Source organism: Chryseobacterium sp. (assembly GCF_029240215.1).
Taxonomy (GTDB): Bacteria; Bacteroidota; Bacteroidia; order Flavobacteriales; family Weeksellaceae; genus Chryseobacterium.
This window is the reverse complement of record NZ_JARBTK010000002.1, coordinates 361411-379503: the sequence shown is the minus strand read 5'-3', so window position 1 is coordinate 379503 and position 18093 is coordinate 361411. Positions and strand designations below refer to the sequence as shown.

The window sequence follows — 18093 nt, the reverse complement described above, 5'->3', positions numbered from 1 at the left end:
AAACACAAATGTACTCTGAAGAACATCTTTATTCTATCGCTTTACGAGAATGTAACTTTATTGGTGATATTAATTTTTTTAAACTTACACGCAGTTTCGGAAGCGCAAAAAAAGTTTGGGAAACCTCAAAAAAAGAACTCAGCAAAACCGACGGAATCGGAATTAAAACAGTTTCCGACATCGGAAATTCTGAACATCTGAATTTTGCTGAAAAAGAACTATTATTTTGCGAAAAAAATTCCATAAAAATCAATTTAAGGCATCAGCACGACTTACCTTTTTTATTGAATGAATGCGATGATGCGCCTGCAATTCTATATCAAAAAGGAAATTTCGACAAAAACTTAAAACCCATAAGTTTAGTCGGAACAAGAAACATTACAGCTTACGGCAAAAAATTTATTGAAGATTTTTTCGAAGAAGCAAAATCACATCAGTTCATTTCAATTAGCGGTTTAGCTTTAGGAGTTGATAAGGAAGTTCACGAATATTCATTAAAACATCAAATTCCTACAATCGGAGTTTTAGCTCACGGCTTTCACACTTTATATCCTTCCAAAAACAAAAAGCTTTCTGAAAAAATCATTGAAGAAAACGGAGCTTTACTGACAGAATTTAATTCATCCCGAAAGCCTGACAGAGAAAATTTCATTCAAAGAAACAGAATTGTCGCTGGAATTTCTCCATCAACAATTGTTGTAGAGACAGCATTTGGTGGCGGCTCAATGAGCACTGCAACCTTTGCCAACACCTACAACAGAGATGTTTTTGCGCTACCCGGAAAAATTACCGATAAATACAGCCAAGGTTGCAATCAACTTATTTTTCAGAATAAAGCAACAGCAATTTCTACGATAAAAGATTTGTTGGATTTAGCAGGATTTAATGATCCTAAAGAAAAGATTGCAGAGCTTTTTCCTCACAGCAAAACAACAATTCAATTATCTGAAAGTCAAGAATTAATATATACAAATATTGCAGAAAATCCTCATGTAACGTTGGACGATCTGGCGGAGAAAATTTCGGTGGCTTCGCACAAAATTCTGCCTGTAATTTTAGAATTAGAGCTTTTAGGTAAAGTAAAATCATTTTCCGGGAGGCAATTTATAGCGATTTGAAAATTAACGATTTCTTAATATTTCATTATTTCACATATAACATTTAATTTTTAACAAAATTTAATTCATAATTATCAATTTAATAATATTCTGTTTCATTATTATTGAATTATCAGCAAATATTAAATAAGCTATTGTGAATCTTGAAAAAAAAATTAAATTTGTTGACATAATATTCAACCTTACCTAATATGGAACAATATAATATTGACCAGAAAATACAGGAATTTATCGCTAAAATTGAAGCGAAAAATCCTAACGAACCGGAATTTTTACAGGCAGTAAAAGAAGTTGCCGTAACAGTAATTCCGTTTATCCTGACAAGAAAAGAATATACCGGCATGAAGCTTCTTGAAAGAATGGCTGAAGCTGAAAGAATTATTATTTTCAGAGTTCCATGGGTTGATGACAAAGGAGAAATTCAGGTAAACAGAGGTTTCAGAATTCAAATGAACTCTGCGATCGGACCTTACAAAGGGGGAATCCGTTTCCATCCTACTGTAAACCTTTCCGTCCTTAAGTTCTTGGCATTTGAGCAGGTTTTCAAAAACTCATTGACTACTCTTCCAATGGGAGGTGGAAAAGGAGGTTCAGATTTTGACCCGCAAGGAAAAACAGATATGGAAGTAATGCGTTTCTGTCAGGCTTTCATGACTGAATTGTGCAAGCATATCGGTCCGGAAACAGACGTTCCCGCAGGAGATATCGGTGTTGGAGCAAGAGAAATCGGATATTTATTTGGTCAGTACAAGAAAATAAGAAACGAATTCACAGGGGTTCTTACAGGAAAAGGTCTTGCTTACGGTGGTTCACTGATCCGTCCTGAAGCTACAGGTTACGGTGTTGTTTACTTCGCTGAGCAGATGCTGAAAACTATCGGACAGACTTTTAAAGATAAAACGGTAACAGTTTCAGGTTTCGGTAACGTTGCTTGGGGAGTTATTAAAAAAGTAAACGAATTGGGCGGAAAAGTGGTTACTCTTTCAGGTCCGGACGGTTATGTTTATGATAAAGATGGTATTGAAGGCGAAAAGATCGATTATTTATTGGAATTAAGATCTTCAGGAAACAACAGAGCTGAAGATTATGCTAAAAAATATCCTTCTGCAGTATTCCACGCAGGAAAACGCCCTTGGGAAGTGAAGTGCGATGTAGCCATTCCTTCTGCAACTCAGAACGAACTTGATTTTGAAGATGCTAAAATTTTGGTAGAAAACGGTTGCGTATGTGTGACCGAAGCAGCAAATATGCCTTCTACATTAGAAGCCATTAATTATTTCCTTGAAAACAAAGTATTGTTCTCTCCGGGGAAAGCTTCTAACGCAGGTGGTGTAGCAACTTCCGGTCTTGAAATGACTCAAAACTCAATCAGACTAAACTGGACTTCTGAAGAAGTTGACGCAAGACTGAAAGAGATCATGATCGGAATCCACAAAGCTTGTAGAGACTACGGAAAAGAGGAAGACGGCTATGTAAACTATGTAAAAGGAGCCAATATTGCCGGCTTCGTAAAAGTAGCAGAAGCAATGCTTGCTCAAGGTGTAGTATAAAAATATAAAGGTCGGAAAGCTTTTCCGGCCTTTTTTCTTAAAACCTGTCCCGGGACTATAAATGGGAAAAAAGTAATAGTGAAAGTGAAAGCATTGAATGTCCAGTTCAATGCTTTTTTTTATTTTTATCTGATGAAAAACACTTTTAAAAATTTTGAAGAATATTTTCTTACTTTTCCTGAAGAAACTCAGCAAAAACTTGAACAATTGCGGAAGTTTATTCATTCTTTAATTCCTGGTTTGGAAGAATATATTGGTTATCAGATGCCGGCTTTTAAGCATAATGAGAAGCCGTTAGTCTACTTTGCAGGATATAAAAATCATATCGGATTTTATCCGCTTCCCGAAGCAATTATTCATTTTGAAAATGATTTTGAGAAAAGAAAATATAAATTTTCAAAAGGTGCGGTTCAGTTTCCGATGAAGGAAGATTTGCCTTTAGATTTAGTTGAAAAAATGGTGCAGTTCAGAATGATGGAGATTGATCAGAAAAAATCCTGAAACGTTACATTTCAGGATTCCATTTTTACTTATATAAAAAACTACTTCTGTTGTAAATCAATTGGGGATTGATTTATTTATGAAACGACAATGACTTCATAAAATTACATTCAATCGTTCTTTTAACGAAAGTTTATGCTATTTTAAAAATATTTAAGACTTTTACTTGTTTAAATTATTCATCATTTTTTCCACAAATTCAAATGCTGCCGGACAAATAACAGTATTCTGTATCATCAGATTATTGATCTGGTAAATTTTTTTTCTGTCGGTGTGAGGATATTCTCTACAAGCTTTGGGGCGAACTTCATAGATTGAGCACGTATTATCCTGATTCAGAAAAAAGCAAGGTAAATTTTGGAGAACTTTGTCATTATCTTCATCCACACGCAGAAATTTAGCTTCAAAATCAGCCTGTTTCATGCGAAGGTGTTTTGAAATGCGCTCAATATCTTTCTCTGTATACAACGGTCCTGTTGTTTTGCAGCAATTTGCACATTGAAGACAATCGATTTTTTCAAAAACCTCGTCGTGAGTTTCCTGAACAATATAATCGAGATTTTTAGGAGGTTTCTTTTTTAAACCTTCTAAAAATTTTTTATGCTCTTTCTGCTTTTGTAAAGCCTGTTTTTTATATGATTCTAAATTCATTATGATCTCTCCGTTTCAAAAACCGGAAGTTCTGCTTTCTGATATTCATTAATTTTATCAAGATTAAGAACTGTTGAATCTTTGTTATTATCCGGATAATACATTGGGATAAATTTTGCCCCATAGATGATTTCTCTAGACACATACGATGATCTCTGAACAACTGTGTTTGAAAATACTTCATCAAATGCACGTACATGAACGATAATTTCAATATTGGTATTTTTAAAATCATTTGCAGAAAACCCGAAAAAAGGAGAATTCTCATCAATCTTATGAACCACCGTCCAGTTCAAAGCCAAAGTATTGATTTTACTTAATTGAGTTTCCAACCGGTAAAAATTACTTTTCGTTGTTCCTTCTTCATTAATCTCGATCGCTGTTGAAAGAGTAATATCAGCATCTGTCAATGCATTATTTTTATACGGTGCCAACCTGAACATCAACGCTGTAACACCCTGAAAAGGAGCAATCACAGCAATATCTGAAAATCTCAGATAAGCTCTGGGTCTTGAAAATCTTCCGTAAAATAAACCCGTTGCGATAGCAAAGGTAAGCAATCCCAAGAAAGCCTCAAAGGTAGCCACTAAACTTGCTAAAAATCCTACCGGGGCAATTCTTCCGTACCCAACTGTAGTAAAAGTCTGAGAACTGAAGAAGAACACATCGATAAATTCATTCATCGGATCACTTTTATCGATTCCCGTAAGATGTTCTACACCGATCAGATAATAAATAAACGCAAAAACGAGATTGATCAGAATATACATCACCACTAAATAAGTGATGAATCGGAATGATGATAAATTCAGCATCGTATGATACCAACTCAGTCTGTTAAAAACATTGACTCCCCTCCTTCTTACATTCGGAAGCCCGTCTTTATTAATAAACCTTCCTGAAGCACGACTTCCAAAACCGCTGTTTTCAGTGTTCTCTTGTCTAATTTTTTTCCTGAAACCTTTTGCCATATTTAACTAAATCATTTGCGTTATCTCAACATTAAAAATGATAAAATAATCTACAAAGATAAAATATTGTTTTTATGAAATTTATCAATTTCAAGATTGAATTTTGCATTTAATTTTAAGCTAAATTTGGTGAATGAAAAAGCTGGAATCAAGAGAAGATATAGAACTTCTTGTCAATAGTTTTTACGCAAAAGTAGTTCAGGATGAAACGATTGGATTTTTCTTTAAAGACATTGTGAAAGTAGACTGGGACAAACATCTACCGAAAATGTATTCTTTTTGGGAGACCATTCTTTTCGGGCAGATGAGCTATAAAGGCAACCCGATGCAGATGCATTTTCCTATCAACGAAATCAAAGCAATGGAGAAACAGCATTTTGCAAGATGGCTGCAATTGTGGAAACAAACAATCGAAGAAAATTTCACAGGTGAAAATGCTTCTATGGCAATCACAAAATCTGAGAACATTGCCAATCTAATGGCTTATAAAATGGAAATGGCGAGAAAACCTTAGTGGTTTTACAATGTTTTTAGTTTAGTGTTCCAGGTTTAGGGAACGATTACTGTAAAAATGTAAGCTGCTAAATTTACCAGAAGAACGGTTCCGTAGAGAACATTCGTTTTTCCACGGCTCAAAGACAACATAACGATGAAAACAGACAAGGTGAGAAGAATGATATCTTTTTTATCTAATCCTAAAACCAACGGAATATCATACATGATACTTACAGCAGAGATTGCAGGAATACTCAACCCTATACTTGCTAAAGCTGATCCCAAAGCTAAATTTAAACTTGACTGTATCTGATTATTTCTCGCTGCACGGATCGCAGCAACTCCTTCAGGAAGCAGTACAACCGCTGCAATAATAACTCCAACCAAAGATTTTGGTGCTCCCATACTTTGTACCATATCTTCGATAGTTTTTGAAAGACCTTTTGCCATTAAAACCACAATAACCAAACAGATAACCAAAAAGAAAAAACTTATAATTGCCTGAGTTTTGTTGGGAATAAAATGATCTTCAGCATTTCCGTCTGCAGGTACAAAATAGCTCCTGTGTCTCACGGTCTGAACCATCAAAAAAACCCCATAAATAACGATACATGCAATCGAAACAAAGATAAGCTGTGCATTATTATAGAAAGGTCCGTTGACGCTTGAGGTAAAATTGGGAAGCACCAATGTGATCACAAGAATAGAAACAATACTCACCAGGTAAGTCGTCGCTGAAGTACGTGCAAAGAACTGCTCAAAATACTTTACTCCGCCCACAAGAATACAAATACCTATAATCCCATTCAGAATGATCATTACGGCTGCAAAAACCGTGTCTCTCGCTAAGGTTATCGCCTGTTTACCACCTGCAACCATCAGAGAAACGATGAGCGCAACTTCGATAATCGTAATACAGAGTGCCAAAATAATAGTTCCGTAAGGTTCGCCAACTTTATGGGCAACTACTTCTGCATGATGAACGGCAGAAAGCACGCTTCCCGTAAGTAAGATGCCTGCAATAATATCAAAAACGACTCCCGTTCCCATTAATCCTGTGAAGTAATAAATTACCGCAAAGACAGGGAAAATATATGTGTAGTTTAAAAATTCTTTTGGCTTCATAAGTGTCTCTAAAATACAAAAAATCTATGGGTTTTTAATTATCAAAAGAAAATATTAATATTATTTTAATGAATCCACAGCTCATAATCCTGAAAATCTGTCAACATATGAAAAAGCAGACCAATCCCTATTATTCTTAAATTTCCTTTAAAAAATAACAGCAAAAAATACAACGCAATGGCGTAGTAAGAATGTAAAAAATGAAAACCTACGCTCATTCTGTTGGGATCAAAAACAGGATCAGCAAAAAGATGATCAAGATCTACAAGCATTGTCGCCAGTAAAATCAGATACACTTTTTTCCAGTTTTTTCTGTAAAACACTAATGCAATGAAAACCGGGAAAACCAGATGCAAAAAATAGTGCGTGAAAGATTTTAGCAATAAAAGATCTGAAGAAGCCATTTTAGTTAACTTTTTTGACTGACAATACACTTACAACCTCAAAAGTAAAGGCAGTTCGTTTTCTTTCAATTTAATTTTCATAAAATAATTCTGTCCTTTGTTTCCGTAAAAAACATAGTTGATGTTTGAAAGTATCATTTTTTGAGTAGAATTCAACTGATGAAAAGAGGATGATAACAACTTATTATTTCTCAAAAAAATATAATTTTCATTTTGATTCTGAGGCAACTGCAAAGGTTTTCTCGTCGATTGAATACTGATTTCTTTAGCTTTCTTCAAAATACGATTTGGCTGAACCGGAATTGCCGTAAACTGATTCTGATCATTGATCCATTTTTTATTTTGAAAGAAGTTCCACGTTTTATATGGATTTAAACTTTGAAGAGAAATAATAAAATTGGGCTGAATAATTTTCTGATAACTTACCTTTTCAGTTTCGTTAAAATCATCATCGTAACCGTAAGTAATGATCGTGTCATTCACCTCTTCGAGTTCTGAATTGGTTTTGAAATAACTGATCTGAAGAGAATCTTTCACATCTTTATTAAAAAATTGAAGACCATTTTTAACATTCTTTTCATCTAATTCTGCACTCAAAAATTGAGTTTTTTGCTCCAATTTTGAGATTAATGATGTGAATGTATTTGTATTCCCGGAATTTGCCACCTCAATTTCATCTGAATTTAAACTGATCGAAAAATTACTGATTTTTGATCCGGAAATGAAAGAAATACTACCATCAGAATTGTTGATCAGCTGATTGGCATTTAAAATATTATTTTTTGAATCTGATAACAGTGACTTCCTTATATCTTCGAATGCTGCATTTGAAGTTCCTAAGATACAAGCTGCGCCTTCAATACTGATAAACAAACCGTCTTTTCGAAAAAGCTTTTCACCGCTTTTAATAAATTTATTTTGCTTTAAATATTGTGAAAATTGAGTTTCATCCTCAAGCTCAACGATCGTATACCAATCTCCGAACTGAGTGTTTTTTAAATGAAAAATCTGTATAAAATCCGGAATTTTCATCCCGGATTTATTTAAAGACATTTTGTCTTTGCCTTTTTTATCACTTTTGAACCATTGTGAAGGATGAGCTATCAATTCGGAAATATATTGTCTCGTCACTTTTTTCACATCAACTAAAACCACGACATCTGCATTTTCGGGAATAAACTTTAAAGTTTTATCCTTATGAAATAACAGAAGATAAACCGCAGCTGCAAGCAGAAAAACGATCACAAGAAAGATATATTTCTTCTTCATTCAACTTTCTAATTAATTAAATTTATTTAAAGCTAAAAACAAAAGCAATTTAAAGCGTTTGAGGTTTTTTATCTGCTTCCATATTTTTGAAAATTTCATCGAACAAATCGAAGAAATACATCAGACTGTTTTCAGAATTTATGTTGGTATTGTAATTCATTTCTGTTTGAATACTGTTGCCTTTTGCTTCAGTTTTAAAGTACAGCTCGCCAACATTTTTTCTCAGAAGATCCAACGTTTTTCTTTCGGAAGTTGATTTAAATTCTTTTTCGAGACCCACCAAAATTTTCTGAACGTCTAATCTTCCAGACAAAGGATATTTCGAAGAATCTTTCATCCATTTCTCAGAAGCTGAAGACTGATTTTTAGCATTCAAATTGTCGGTAGAGGTCGTAAGATAAACAATTCCGTCTTTTACAGTGAAAAATAGCTGGTCAACATAGCCATTGCTTTTGCCATCTTTAAAAGAATAAAAATCTCCGTTTTTGGTAAACTTTTTAGCCAAATCTTTATTGGTTGTCAAAACATCAAAAATTCTTTTCCAATATCCTTCATTTTCTGTTGCAAAAGCAAAAGTAAAATCGGGAACCATAACGTCTTTTGTCTTTTTTATTTCTTTCTCATTATAATCATCGTCATAATCATAATCTGTATAGTCTACTTTTTTAGACTTCAATTCGTTTAAAACAAAGATTCCGTTTCCGGGTGCAATTTTGGCGATCGCTTCTTCATCAAGAACGATTTTCATGGTTTCCATGACCAACTGCATTTCTTTCTGATATTCTTTGTCACCAGAATCCTGAAGGAGGCTGTACATCATATCAAAATACTTGAATCCGTTGACATTCATTGCGTAATAACCGATGCTTTTATCGTTAATCAATGCAGTTAATTTTTTATTTTTTTTGCCTTTGTAAACAGCCGAAATATTCTCTTGAGTTTCCGGATCTTTATGCTGATAATTGTTGACAAGCCTTACCTTATCTTTTTCAAAATAAAGATTGTAAGCTGTGTTTGAATTATACATTTTGCCTAAAATCTCTGTAAAATTGTTTAGACGATATATATTTTTGTAAACTCCTTCGTTGATGATTTTACCGTAATCAGCATATACAAAGACATCAGAATTTCCATCCCTGAAGCTCAACATTTCTGCAGATGATTCAATTTCAAAATTCGAATTGAAGTATTTGTCGAAATTATTTTCAGCAATTCCTTTTACGATTTTAAATTTTTCTGCCTTCAGAGAATCCATTTCTTTCTGATATTCAGAATCTACAGGATAAGCCTCCGTTTCTACGTAGTCATCCTGAGACGCAGGTGGCGGCATTGCTTCTACACTTTCTTCAGAGTATGCAGAGTCTATTACAGCTTCTTTCTCCTTCTTTTCTTCCGGATATTTGTGATGCTTTTCAAGATATTTGATATCTTTCTGGTATTTAGCAATGTCTGCATTGTATGACCTGATATCTGATTTAAGATATTTGATCTCTTCTTTCAAATATTTAATCTCTTCTTTATAATTGAAAGGTTTTACTTCTTCCTCATAAACTGCTGCAGCGCTGTCAACACCAACATATACACTATCTGCCATTACCGCAACTGAATCTGTTACCAATTCTTCATCCCAAATATCTTTCGAGCGTTTGTTATAGTCAATCAAAGTGATCATGGCATGTTGGTCGTTCCATGCAACGAAAAGATCTTCATTAAGATCAACATAAGAATAGTTGTTTTTCTTAGAAACTTCCAGACCTTTTTTCTTGCTTGAATTAATAAATTCCTGAAATTTTTCTTTGTTATCTAAAACAAAATGCGCCGTATAAGACTTTACAGAATCGGAAATTCTTGCATAATGCTTTTGTGTAGCATCGTATTTTATTCCTGTTTTGGAATAGTCATTCCAAGAAGGTTTTCCTTTTTCTTTTTTGTCAATTTGCTTTAGAAAAGGATTAAATTTTTCCCAATTGATTTTTTTATTGAGCTGTTTTCCGTTGATTTCCATGTAGAAAACCGCATCGGAAGGAACTTGCATACTGTTTTGGGCAAAAGCAAGGGCAAAGCCAAAAAGCAGAAAAGCGATTGTCTGTGTTTTTAGTAAAATAGATTTCATATATAAATTAGTGAATTACTGGAATAGAACCGTATTTTGAATCTGTTTTTTCTGAAGGATAAAATCAAGGATATTTCCTTCAAGCTTCATCGCTTTTTTGTTGGGTGAAAGCTGATAAGCATTGTTTGACTGAGATTTTACCGTATTTTCAAACTGCAGAACCGAAGTGTATTTTGCATTATTGAAGACCTCTTTATCTGCAGAACTCAGTTGATTATAATCACTTTTGAAGGTGTTGATTTTATTTCTTATAAAAGTTTTTTTTGCAGAATTATGACTGTAAATCTGTGTGGGGATCATTTTGCCAAGAATATTTTTGGCTTTCAACTGTTCTAATCCCGCATTTACGTTTTCGATTTTTTTGAAATTACAGCTTAGTTTAAGAATGTAATTATCGAAGTCCATCACTGTTTTTACATTTGAAATTCCGGGAACGCTTTTGAAAATTCTTGCAGCTTCGTTGATTTTTGATTCAATCTCGGCTCTTTTAGGAACTTTCTTGCCGTTGATGGTCTCCATTTTTGAGATGGATGCCAATCTTGTTTTGCTTTTGCTTGCATTGAGAATGAGCGAATATTCACCACTTCCGTCAGCTTTTACATTGACTTTATCTAAAATATCAAAACAACTCGTGAGAAATAGTAAAGGAAATAGCAACAGAAGCTGCTTAAAAGAAATTTTCATGATTTAGGTTTAGAATGCTAATTTACTTAAATTTAATTTTAATATCACATTATGTAGGCTATTCATCAACTAAATTCTGCCTTTGAGGTAATCTTGTCTCAGTTCTTCATCCAATTTTTCGATGGCATAACGAAGGCAGGTTCTCGGCATTTTTTTATAGTGTTGATTAAGGTATGTGATGAGCTCTGTTTCATTTTTATTTCCCATTTCACGCAAAAGCCAGCCGTTTGCTTTGTGCATAAGATCATGAGGATACTGTAAATTTTGAGTAACAAATTGCTTGGTCAGCTCAAAAGAACCTTTTTTTATGAAATACATCGTTCCGACAACAGCAATTCTTTTGTGCCACATCTGATCAGAATCTGCAAGCGTTTTCAGCAGGCTTTCTTTTTGATTTTCAAAAGCATATCTTCCCAGAATCTTATAACAGCTTGTATCAACCAAATCCCAGTTATTCACGTATTGAAGATGATTTAAATAAAATTCAACGATCTCATCTTTTACATTCTGCTCTTTTGCTTTTTCAAACTTCGAAATAAGCATAAATAATGCGGTCAATCGATGTTCGTGAATTTCCGAAGAAAGCAGTTCGCTCAATTCAGGCAAAGAGATTTTCGAAAAATATTCCTTCGCAACTTTTCTCTGATCAGGAACAATTACTCCAATGAACTGATCGCCTTCTCCATACTCTCCTTTTCCTGTTTTGAAGAATCGTGGAAAAAAAGCCGCTTTTTCCGGAATCGAAAGAAGACTGAATACCTCTTTTATTTCTTTTACAATATTATTCATTGTCTATCAGTCATTTATTGTAACTGATCTAAAGCAATACTTTCCTGCTCCTGCTCTTCTTTAGCAATCTGTTTAGGATTGGCAACTTTCGCAATAGTAAGTCCCTGAACTACAATCGAAAACACAACCACACAATAAGTAATACTTAAAATAGCATTACTGTATTCATTTTTCGGAATCGACATTGCCAAAGCGATGGATACACCGCCACGAATTCCTCCCCAAAATAAAACTTTTATGGTCTGCGGACTAAATCGAGTTCTGAAAGACATAAATTTTGTGGGTCCCCAAATTGAAATAAATCTTGCGACCAAAACGACGACAATTGCCAAAATCCCGGGAATTACGTAATAATTTAAATCTTTGATCATTAATAGTTCAAACCCAATGAAAAGGAATAGAACCGCATTCAGAATTTCATCAATTAACTCCCAGAATTTAATCAGATAATCCTGAGTAACAGATTTCATTTTGAATTTAACATTAAAATTACCCATAAATAATCCCGCTGCAACCATCGTCAACGGACCCGAAACGTGCATTTGTCTCGCAACGAGATAACCTCCCATCACAACAGCAAGCGTTACCAGAACCGAGATAATATAATCATCAACTTCACGCATCAATCTTGATGTAACCCAACCTAGAAGAACTCCCAAAAGCAATCCTCCACCAGCTTCTTTTATCAATAGAATGGTGATATTTTCTACACCTAAATCTACTTCGCTACCAATTGCAAGCTGTAAGACAACCGTAAAAACCACAACCGCCATACCGTCGTTGAATAAAGATTCTCCGGCAATTTTTGTTTCTAATGATTTTGAAATATTAGCCTGTTTTAAAACACTTAAAACCGCAACCGGATCGGTAGGGGAAATCAATGCTCCAAAAACAAGACAGTAAATGAAAGGAATCTTCAACCCAACTAAAGGCAACAGATAAAACATTCCAAATCCTACGATAAAGGTGGAAATAATCACACCAGCCGTTGAAAATATGAGGACGGGACGGAACTGCTCTTTTAAATCATTAATATTAATATGAATCCCTCCTGCAAAAAGAAGAAAATTTAGCATTGCTCCCATCAGAACTTCGGTAAAATCGATACTGTTCATCAAATCATTCAGATGACCAAATGTTTTTGGAAGAAAATTTTCACCAAATAAAACCAAAATGATAGAAACCACGATAGCAATCACCATAATTCCGATGGTGCTCGGAAGTTTTAAAAATCTGTAGTTGATATATGCAAAAATGGATGCCAATACAATGAGCGCTGAAAATGAATAATATAATTCCAATGAATTTTTTTTAAAAAATTAAGTCTAAATAAAGTACTTTGATATAAATTTTGTTATCGCCTTTTTCCCAAACGTCGATCACACCGTCTTTCAGGGGTCTTGAGCCTCTTGTATAATCTTGTCCGATGTTCATCACATTCAGAAAAATGTATTCGTCACCCACGCTGTTTACTTTAAAAGCAGTTTTCTCAGATTTTCCGTCACCTGAGTTTTTTATTGCATCGGTAAGAAGCCTCAATTGCGAAAGATGATGCGAAAAATTGCTTATATCTTTGGTCTGATCATAAGCACGAAGCAGGATAAGAATGATATCGAGATTGGTGGGATCTTTATTGTAAAGAATCTTGCCAAGTCTGATGCATTCTGCAAAATTATTGTTTTTAAAAGCTTCAGCCAGACTTTTGAACTCATCTCCGGTCTGGGAAACTTTATCTTTTATGAAATTTCTTCCGTAGTACAAATGCTGCGCTTCTATACTGTCAAGAGATTTTGGAAGACCTTTAAACTTAAAAATAAGCTTTTCGGAATTGTAAGGCGAGCCGGAATTGCTGAGGTTTTTCTCAATACTTTTCAAATCCAACTTAGTCTTTTGGCTAAATCCAAAAAACGGAAGAGCAAGAAGAAAAACGAGTATTCTGTAATTCATTAATCTTCTTTTTCAGATTCTTCATCTTCATCATTGTCAAAATATTCGAAAAGAAAATCGTTGTACGGGAATCTCGAAATATGAATTTTCATCACCTCATCGTAGATCAGCCTTTTCATTTCAGGAAAATTTTCTTTCTTTAAAGCAGAAATGAAAACTGCGGGATGTTTAGATTTATTCATCCAGGTTCTTTTCCATTCTTCTAGAGAAACATTCCGGTTTGAGCTTGGTGTAAGATCGTCTTCGTCTTTTTTCTCATAGCTGAAGTCATCAATTTTATTGAAAACCATGATCATCGGTTTCTGATGTGCATTGATTTCCATTAAAATCTGATTGACTGACTCGATATGATCTTCAAAACTTTCGTGAGAGATATCAACCACATGAATCAACAAGTCAGCTTCACGTACCTCATCCAAAGTTGATTTAAAAGATTCTACCAGCTGAGTCGGTAATTTTCTGATAAAACCAACGGTATCCGTCAAAAGGAAAGGTAAGTTTCCGATCACTACTTTTCTTACCGTCGTATCGAGTGTCGCAAACAATTTATTCTCTGCAAAAACATCAGATTTTGACAAAGCGTTCATTAAAGTTGATTTTCCAACGTTGGTATACCCTACCAAAGCAGCACGAACTACTTTGCCGCGATTGTTACGCTGAGTCGCCATTTGCCTGTCAATGGTCTTCAGTTTATCTTTCAGTAAAGATATTCTGTCACGGATGATCCTTCTGTCGGTTTCAATTTCTGTTTCACCGGGACCACGCATCCCGATTCCCCCTTTCTGTCTTTCAAGGTGGGTCCACATTCTGGTTAGTCTCGGAAGAAGGTATTGATACTGAGCCAATTCTACCTGAGTCCTTGCATAAGAAGTCTGTGCTCTCTGTGCAAAAATATCCAGGATCAGATTGGTTCTGTCAAGAATTTTTACTTCAATTTCTTTTTCAAGATTTTTCAGTTGAGAAGGTGACAATTCGTCATCAAAAATAATGGTTCCTATCTCGTTTTCTTTTACATATTCTTTTATTTCCTGAGCTTTTCCGCTTCCTACAAAAGTTTTGGAATCCGGCTGAGTTAAATTCTGAGTAAAACGTCTGTCAACCGTAGCACCTGCTGTGAAAGCCAAAAACTCCAGCTCATCCATGTATTCCTGCAGCTTTTCTGCATTTTGATTTTGGGTGACAACACCCACCAAAACTGCCCTTTCGTAACTATGTTGTTTCTTTTCTAGCATTAAATTCTGTATAATTTATAAGATTTACAAGATAACATTTTTAATTAATAAATACAACCCGAGTCTTTAAAAACGGTGATTTTCCCTTTTTTATTCTAGTCCTTTTCCTCTGGTTTATCCCCTTCGTCTCCACTTACCTTTACACCGTAAAAATCTCAATAACAGATCATAACATTAAAATCTTTATTAACCAGAAATTATCTTAAATATGAAAAAAATTTTTATGTACGGCATCTTTTTGATTCTTTGCGCGACATCAGAAGTCAGTGCACAAAAAGCAGTTCTTGCCGCAGGATCAAATGCTACAGGAGGCAACGGCTCTGCTTCTTACAGTATAGGACAGATTGATTATACAAGCAAAGGAACTAATAATCAAGCAAATGAAGGCGTACAGCAAGCCTACGAAATCATTACGCTTTCCACTACAGAAACTGCAGGCTCAGACAAGAAAGACATTTTATTGTATCCAAATCCATTCAAAGATTTTTTGTTTGTGGATTTTACTACAAACGACTACCGAAATTCTGAATTTCAATTATTCGATTCTTCCGGCAAACTTTTAAAAGAGAACAAAATAAAAGAGTCAAAATCAGAATTTAATTTTTCAGAGCTTCCTTCTGCGATGTACATCATCCGAATCAATCAGAATGGAAAAAATATTAAAACATTTAAAATCATTAAAAAATAATCATCATGAAAAAAATTTTACTCACCGTAGGAATGATGCTTGGCTTTCACTTAGTCTCAGCCCAGGCTCCGGAAAAAATGAGTTATCAGGCTGTAATGAGAAATACATCCGGACAATTGCTTGCCAATCAGAATATCGGAGTGAAAGTAAGTGTACTTCAAGGTTCACCTGCCGGAACAGTTGTTTATTCTGAAAGATTGACCGGAACAACCAATGTCAATGGACTCATCAGTCTGGAAATCGGAACCGGAACAGTACTTTCGGGAACTTATGCCACAATCAACTGGCCTTCTGGAAATTATTATTTAAAAACAGAAACAGATCCCACTGGCGGAACTTCTTATACAATTACAGGAACAAGCCAACTATTAAGTGTGCCTTATGCAATGTATGCTAAAACTTCCGGCAGTTCCGGTGGAGGTTTTACGTTACCTTATACAGCAACGGTTAATAATGCTTCAAATCTTTTTACTATAACTAACGATGGTGACGGAACTTCTCTTGAAGGAAACAACAATACTACAACCTCAAGTATTGCAGCAGTTAGAGGAGTTGTTACCAATGTAGCTCCGGGAGGATTTTCTTCAGGTGTGCGAGGAATCAATAATGGTACCGGAGGTTTGGGTGTTGGTGTTTGGGGAAGCCAAAACGGAAGCGGATGGGGAGTTTACGGAGTTACTCCCAGCGGATTAGGAGTCTATGGAAACTCTTCAGGATCAGGATATGGTGTTTATGCTAACAGCAATACAGGAACAGGTTTAAATGCAACAAGCACAAATGGTATTGCCGCCAATATTTCAATCTCAAACAATGCCAATCCCAACACTGTTCTTACAGCAAGTACTTTAGGAAGTGGAAATGTTATTAATGTTTCATCTTCAGGTTCCGGAGCGGGCGTTGTGAGCAATACAGGAACCGGTTTTGCCATCCACGGAATTACGACCGCACAAAGTTCTGCCGGAGTTATCGCCGATAATAACGGAGCTGGTGAAGCAGTTGTAGGTAGAAATACCAGTGATATTGCAGGAGCAGTAGTGGGAAGAAATGATGGTGGAGGATATGGTGTTCATGGCTTTCTTGCCACGAATACCACGGGAACGGGAATAGGGGTGTATGGAAGAGTGGGCATAAGCGGAAGCACTGGTAGAGCGGGAAGATTTCAAAATTTTAATACAGCAAACGATAGAAATACTTTTGAAGTAGAATCAAATAGTACAGGAAATATCCCTGATAATACACAAGGTAATGTTGCCTCTTTTTTATCTAATAATACCAATAGCGTTAGTGCCGCAGTAAGAGGAGAAACCAAAACAATATTTGGAAATTTCGGTGCAGCAGGTGTTTTCGGTGTTTCATCAGGAACAGGCGGTTTTGGCGGACTATTTTATTCTTCAAACGTCAGCGGAAATGGGCGTGCTTTAGTGGCAATCACAGACGGAAACGGCGATGCAATTGTAGCCAATGCAGGCAAAGACGGTGATGCAATCGAAGCGAATGTTGATGGAAACGGACGCGCACTCTACGGTTGGGTTCCTACTTTCAGTACAGGTAAAGCTGCAGAATTTAAAAATTTCAATACATCAAATACATCTACAGCACTTTCCTCAACAACATTAGGAAACGGTATTGCAGGAGACTTTTTTGTAGATAATACAAATGGAACTTCTCCGGCAGTCAAAGGAAAGGTCAATTCTCAGTTTGCCAATTTCGGAACCGCAGGTGTGTATGGTGAATCTGCCGGAACAGGAGGTTTTGGAGGTTTATTTTATGCAAGTAACGCTTCAGGAAACGGACCTGCATTAATTGCTCTTGCCAACGGAAACGGAAATGGCATCACAGCAAATGCAAAAAATAGCGGAGACGGTGTAGAAGCAACAGTAGACGGAACTGGTAGCGCAATCTACGGCTGGATTCCTAATTTCGGAACGGGTCGCGCAGCTTATTTCAGAAATTTCAATACCGCAAATTCTCAGGCAGTAGTATCTGTGACTAATGCAGGAACAGGAACGGGAGTTTTTGTAAATCATACCGGAGCATCAGGAAACATCGCAGTTTTTCAAAGTGCAAGTGCCAATGTTGCCAGAATCAATAAAACAGGAACGGGATTTTTCAATGGTGGAACGCAAAACAGTGGTGCCGATTTAGCCGAAGTATTTGACATAGAAGGAAATATTTCTGAATACGAAATGGGTGACGTTTTAGTAATCTCCACTTCGAGCGATAGAGCGGTAGAAAAATCATCAAAACCATATTCTACTTTAGTTTCGGGAGTTTATGCTACAAAACCAGGAGTTTTATTAACTGAAGAAAATGTAGATGCTGATTTATCAGGAAAAGTTCCGATGGGAGTGATTGGAGTTATCCCTACCAAAGTTTGTCTTGAAGGAGGAAAAATCAAAAGAGGCGATCTTTTGGTAACCTCATCAAAACCCGGAGTTGCCATGAAAGCCAATCCTAAAAAAATAAAAATAGGACAGGTGATCGGAAAAGCGCTTCAGGATTACGATCAAAGCTCAATCGGGAAAATAAAAGTATTAGTTAACATTAAATAAAACG

Annotated in this window: 17 protein-coding genes; 6 read left to right on the top strand and 11 right to left on the bottom strand. The window is 35.5% G+C overall.

The window, feature by feature from the left end; all coding sequences use genetic code 11:
• The first annotated feature begins 8 nt into the window (after positions 1-8).
• From dprA to K0R77_RS05790, 3 genes are all read left to right on the top strand, one after another.
• Positions 9-1118 (top strand): DNA-processing protein DprA, encoded by a 1110-nt coding sequence (gene dprA / locus K0R77_RS05800; RefSeq protein ID WP_300349731.1) that lies wholly within the window; start codon positions 9-11, stop codon positions 1116-1118.
• Positions 1119-1309: 191 nt separating this feature from the next.
• Complete coding sequence (gdhA, locus tag K0R77_RS05795; RefSeq protein WP_300349729.1) at positions 1310-2668, top strand: NADP-specific glutamate dehydrogenase; 1359 nt, start codon at positions 1310-1312, stop codon at positions 2666-2668.
• Positions 2669-2800: 132 nt separating this feature from the next.
• Positions 2801-3169 (top strand): iron chaperone, encoded by a 369-nt coding sequence (locus K0R77_RS05790; protein ID WP_300349726.1) that lies wholly within the window; start codon positions 2801-2803, stop codon positions 3167-3169.
• A 162-nt stretch (positions 3170-3331) separates the two neighbouring features.
• Here K0R77_RS05790 and K0R77_RS05785 read toward each other — a convergent pair whose 3' ends face one another.
• Positions 3332-3820: a YkgJ family cysteine cluster protein gene (locus K0R77_RS05785; protein WP_300349723.1), complete on the bottom strand. Its 489-nt coding sequence runs from the start codon at positions 3818-3820 to the stop codon at positions 3332-3334.
• The gene (locus tag K0R77_RS05780; protein WP_300349720.1) at positions 3820-4791 is read right to left on the bottom strand and encodes an ion channel; all 972 of its coding nucleotides are present in this window, start codon (positions 4789-4791) and stop codon (positions 3820-3822) included. The genes K0R77_RS05785 and K0R77_RS05780 overlap by 1 nt, the downstream gene beginning before the upstream one ends.
• 133 nt (positions 4792-4924) lie before the next feature.
• Between K0R77_RS05780 and K0R77_RS05775 the strand changes: the two genes are divergently transcribed.
• Positions 4925-5305, top strand: a complete 381-nt coding sequence (locus K0R77_RS05775) for a group III truncated hemoglobin (RefSeq protein WP_300349717.1) — start codon at positions 4925-4927, stop codon at positions 5303-5305.
• A gap of 35 nt (positions 5306-5340) precedes the next feature.
• Here the strand turns inward: K0R77_RS05775 and K0R77_RS05770 are convergent, their stop codons facing one another.
• The 9 genes from K0R77_RS05770 to hflX all read right to left on the bottom strand — a co-directional run bounded on the left by K0R77_RS05770 (position 5341) and on the right by hflX (position 14849).
• Positions 5341-6411, bottom strand: a complete 1071-nt coding sequence (locus K0R77_RS05770; protein ID WP_300349714.1) for an ionic transporter y4hA — start codon at positions 6409-6411, stop codon at positions 5341-5343.
• A 65-nt stretch (positions 6412-6476) separates the two neighbouring features.
• The gene (locus tag K0R77_RS05765; RefSeq protein WP_300349712.1) at positions 6477-6815 is read right to left on the bottom strand and encodes a DUF6122 family protein; all 339 of its coding nucleotides are present in this window, start codon (positions 6813-6815) and stop codon (positions 6477-6479) included.
• Positions 6816-6845: 30 nt separating this feature from the next.
• Positions 6846-8084, bottom strand: a complete 1239-nt coding sequence (locus tag K0R77_RS05760; protein WP_300349709.1) for a hypothetical protein — start codon at positions 8082-8084, stop codon at positions 6846-6848.
• A 49-nt stretch (positions 8085-8133) separates the two neighbouring features.
• The gene (locus tag K0R77_RS05755) at positions 8134-10197 is read right to left on the bottom strand and encodes a hypothetical protein (RefSeq protein WP_300349707.1); all 2064 of its coding nucleotides are present in this window, start codon (positions 10195-10197) and stop codon (positions 8134-8136) included.
• Positions 10198-10212: 15 nt separating this feature from the next.
• Positions 10213-10881, bottom strand: coding sequence for a hypothetical protein (locus K0R77_RS05750; RefSeq protein ID WP_300349704.1), 669 nt, complete (start codon positions 10879-10881; stop codon positions 10213-10215).
• Positions 10882-10950: 69 nt separating this feature from the next.
• Entirely contained in the window at positions 10951-11670 is a 720-nt protein-coding gene (locus K0R77_RS05745; RefSeq protein WP_300349701.1) for a DNA alkylation repair protein, read from the bottom strand.
• Between the two features lie 14 nt (positions 11671-11684).
• Positions 11685-12971 (bottom strand): sodium:proton antiporter, encoded by a 1287-nt coding sequence (locus K0R77_RS05740; protein ID WP_300349699.1) that lies wholly within the window; start codon positions 12969-12971, stop codon positions 11685-11687.
• 10 nt (positions 12972-12981) lie between these two features.
• Positions 12982-13617, bottom strand: a complete 636-nt coding sequence (locus K0R77_RS05735; protein ID WP_300349696.1) for a DUF4919 domain-containing protein — start codon at positions 13615-13617, stop codon at positions 12982-12984.
• Positions 13617-14849: a GTPase HflX gene (gene hflX, locus K0R77_RS05730; RefSeq protein WP_300349694.1), complete on the bottom strand. Its 1233-nt coding sequence runs from the start codon at positions 14847-14849 to the stop codon at positions 13617-13619. The genes K0R77_RS05735 and hflX overlap by 1 nt, the downstream gene beginning before the upstream one ends.
• 208 nt (positions 14850-15057) lie before the next feature.
• Between hflX and K0R77_RS05725 the strand changes: the two genes are divergently transcribed.
• Together K0R77_RS05725 and K0R77_RS05720 are read left to right on the top strand one after the other, a co-directional pair.
• Entirely contained in the window at positions 15058-15537 is a 480-nt protein-coding gene (locus K0R77_RS05725; RefSeq protein ID WP_300349691.1) for a T9SS type A sorting domain-containing protein, read from the top strand.
• A 5-nt stretch (positions 15538-15542) separates the two neighbouring features.
• Entirely contained in the window at positions 15543-18089 is a 2547-nt protein-coding gene (locus K0R77_RS05720) for a collagen-like protein (protein WP_300349688.1), read from the top strand.
• Positions 18090-18093: the final 4 nt, after the last annotated feature.

What these genes read in the sequence shown, in the direction of transcription:
- K0R77_RS05780 (WP_300349720.1), bottom strand. Translation starts at nt 4,791, where the DNA reads ATGGCAAAAGGTTTCAGGAAAAAAATTAGACAAGAGAACACTGAAAAC.
- K0R77_RS05745 (WP_300349701.1), bottom strand. Translation starts at nt 11,670, where the DNA reads ATGAATAATATTGTAAAAGAAATAAAAGAGGTATTCAGTCTTCTTTCG.
- gdhA (WP_300349729.1), top strand. Translation starts at nt 1,310, where the DNA reads ATGGAACAATATAATATTGACCAGAAAATACAGGAATTTATCGCTAAA.
- K0R77_RS05790 (WP_300349726.1), top strand. Translation starts at nt 2,801, where the DNA reads ATGAAAAACACTTTTAAAAATTTTGAAGAATATTTTCTTACTTTTCCT.
- K0R77_RS05725 (WP_300349691.1), top strand. Translation starts at nt 15,058, where the DNA reads ATGAAAAAAATTTTTATGTACGGCATCTTTTTGATTCTTTGCGCGACA.
- K0R77_RS05720 (WP_300349688.1), top strand. Translation starts at nt 15,543, where the DNA reads ATGAAAAAAATTTTACTCACCGTAGGAATGATGCTTGGCTTTCACTTA.
- K0R77_RS05775 (WP_300349717.1), top strand. Translation starts at nt 4,925, where the DNA reads ATGAAAAAGCTGGAATCAAGAGAAGATATAGAACTTCTTGTCAATAGT.
- K0R77_RS05770 (WP_300349714.1), bottom strand. Translation starts at nt 6,411, where the DNA reads ATGAAGCCAAAAGAATTTTTAAACTACACATATATTTTCCCTGTCTTT.
- K0R77_RS05785 (WP_300349723.1), bottom strand. Translation starts at nt 3,820, where the DNA reads ATGAATTTAGAATCATATAAAAAACAGGCTTTACAAAAGCAGAAAGAG.
- hflX (WP_300349694.1), bottom strand. Translation starts at nt 14,849, where the DNA reads ATGCTAGAAAAGAAACAACATAGTTACGAAAGGGCAGTTTTGGTGGGT.
- dprA (WP_300349731.1), top strand. Translation starts at nt 9, where the DNA reads ATGTACTCTGAAGAACATCTTTATTCTATCGCTTTACGAGAATGTAAC.
- K0R77_RS05735 (WP_300349696.1), bottom strand. Translation starts at nt 13,617, where the DNA reads ATGAATTACAGAATACTCGTTTTTCTTCTTGCTCTTCCGTTTTTTGGA.
- K0R77_RS05755 (WP_300349707.1), bottom strand. Translation starts at nt 10,197, where the DNA reads ATGAAATCTATTTTACTAAAAACACAGACAATCGCTTTTCTGCTTTTT.
- K0R77_RS05750 (WP_300349704.1), bottom strand. Translation starts at nt 10,881, where the DNA reads ATGAAAATTTCTTTTAAGCAGCTTCTGTTGCTATTTCCTTTACTATTT.
- K0R77_RS05760 (WP_300349709.1), bottom strand. Translation starts at nt 8,084, where the DNA reads ATGAAGAAGAAATATATCTTTCTTGTGATCGTTTTTCTGCTTGCAGCT.
- K0R77_RS05765 (WP_300349712.1), bottom strand. Translation starts at nt 6,815, where the DNA reads ATGGCTTCTTCAGATCTTTTATTGCTAAAATCTTTCACGCACTATTTT.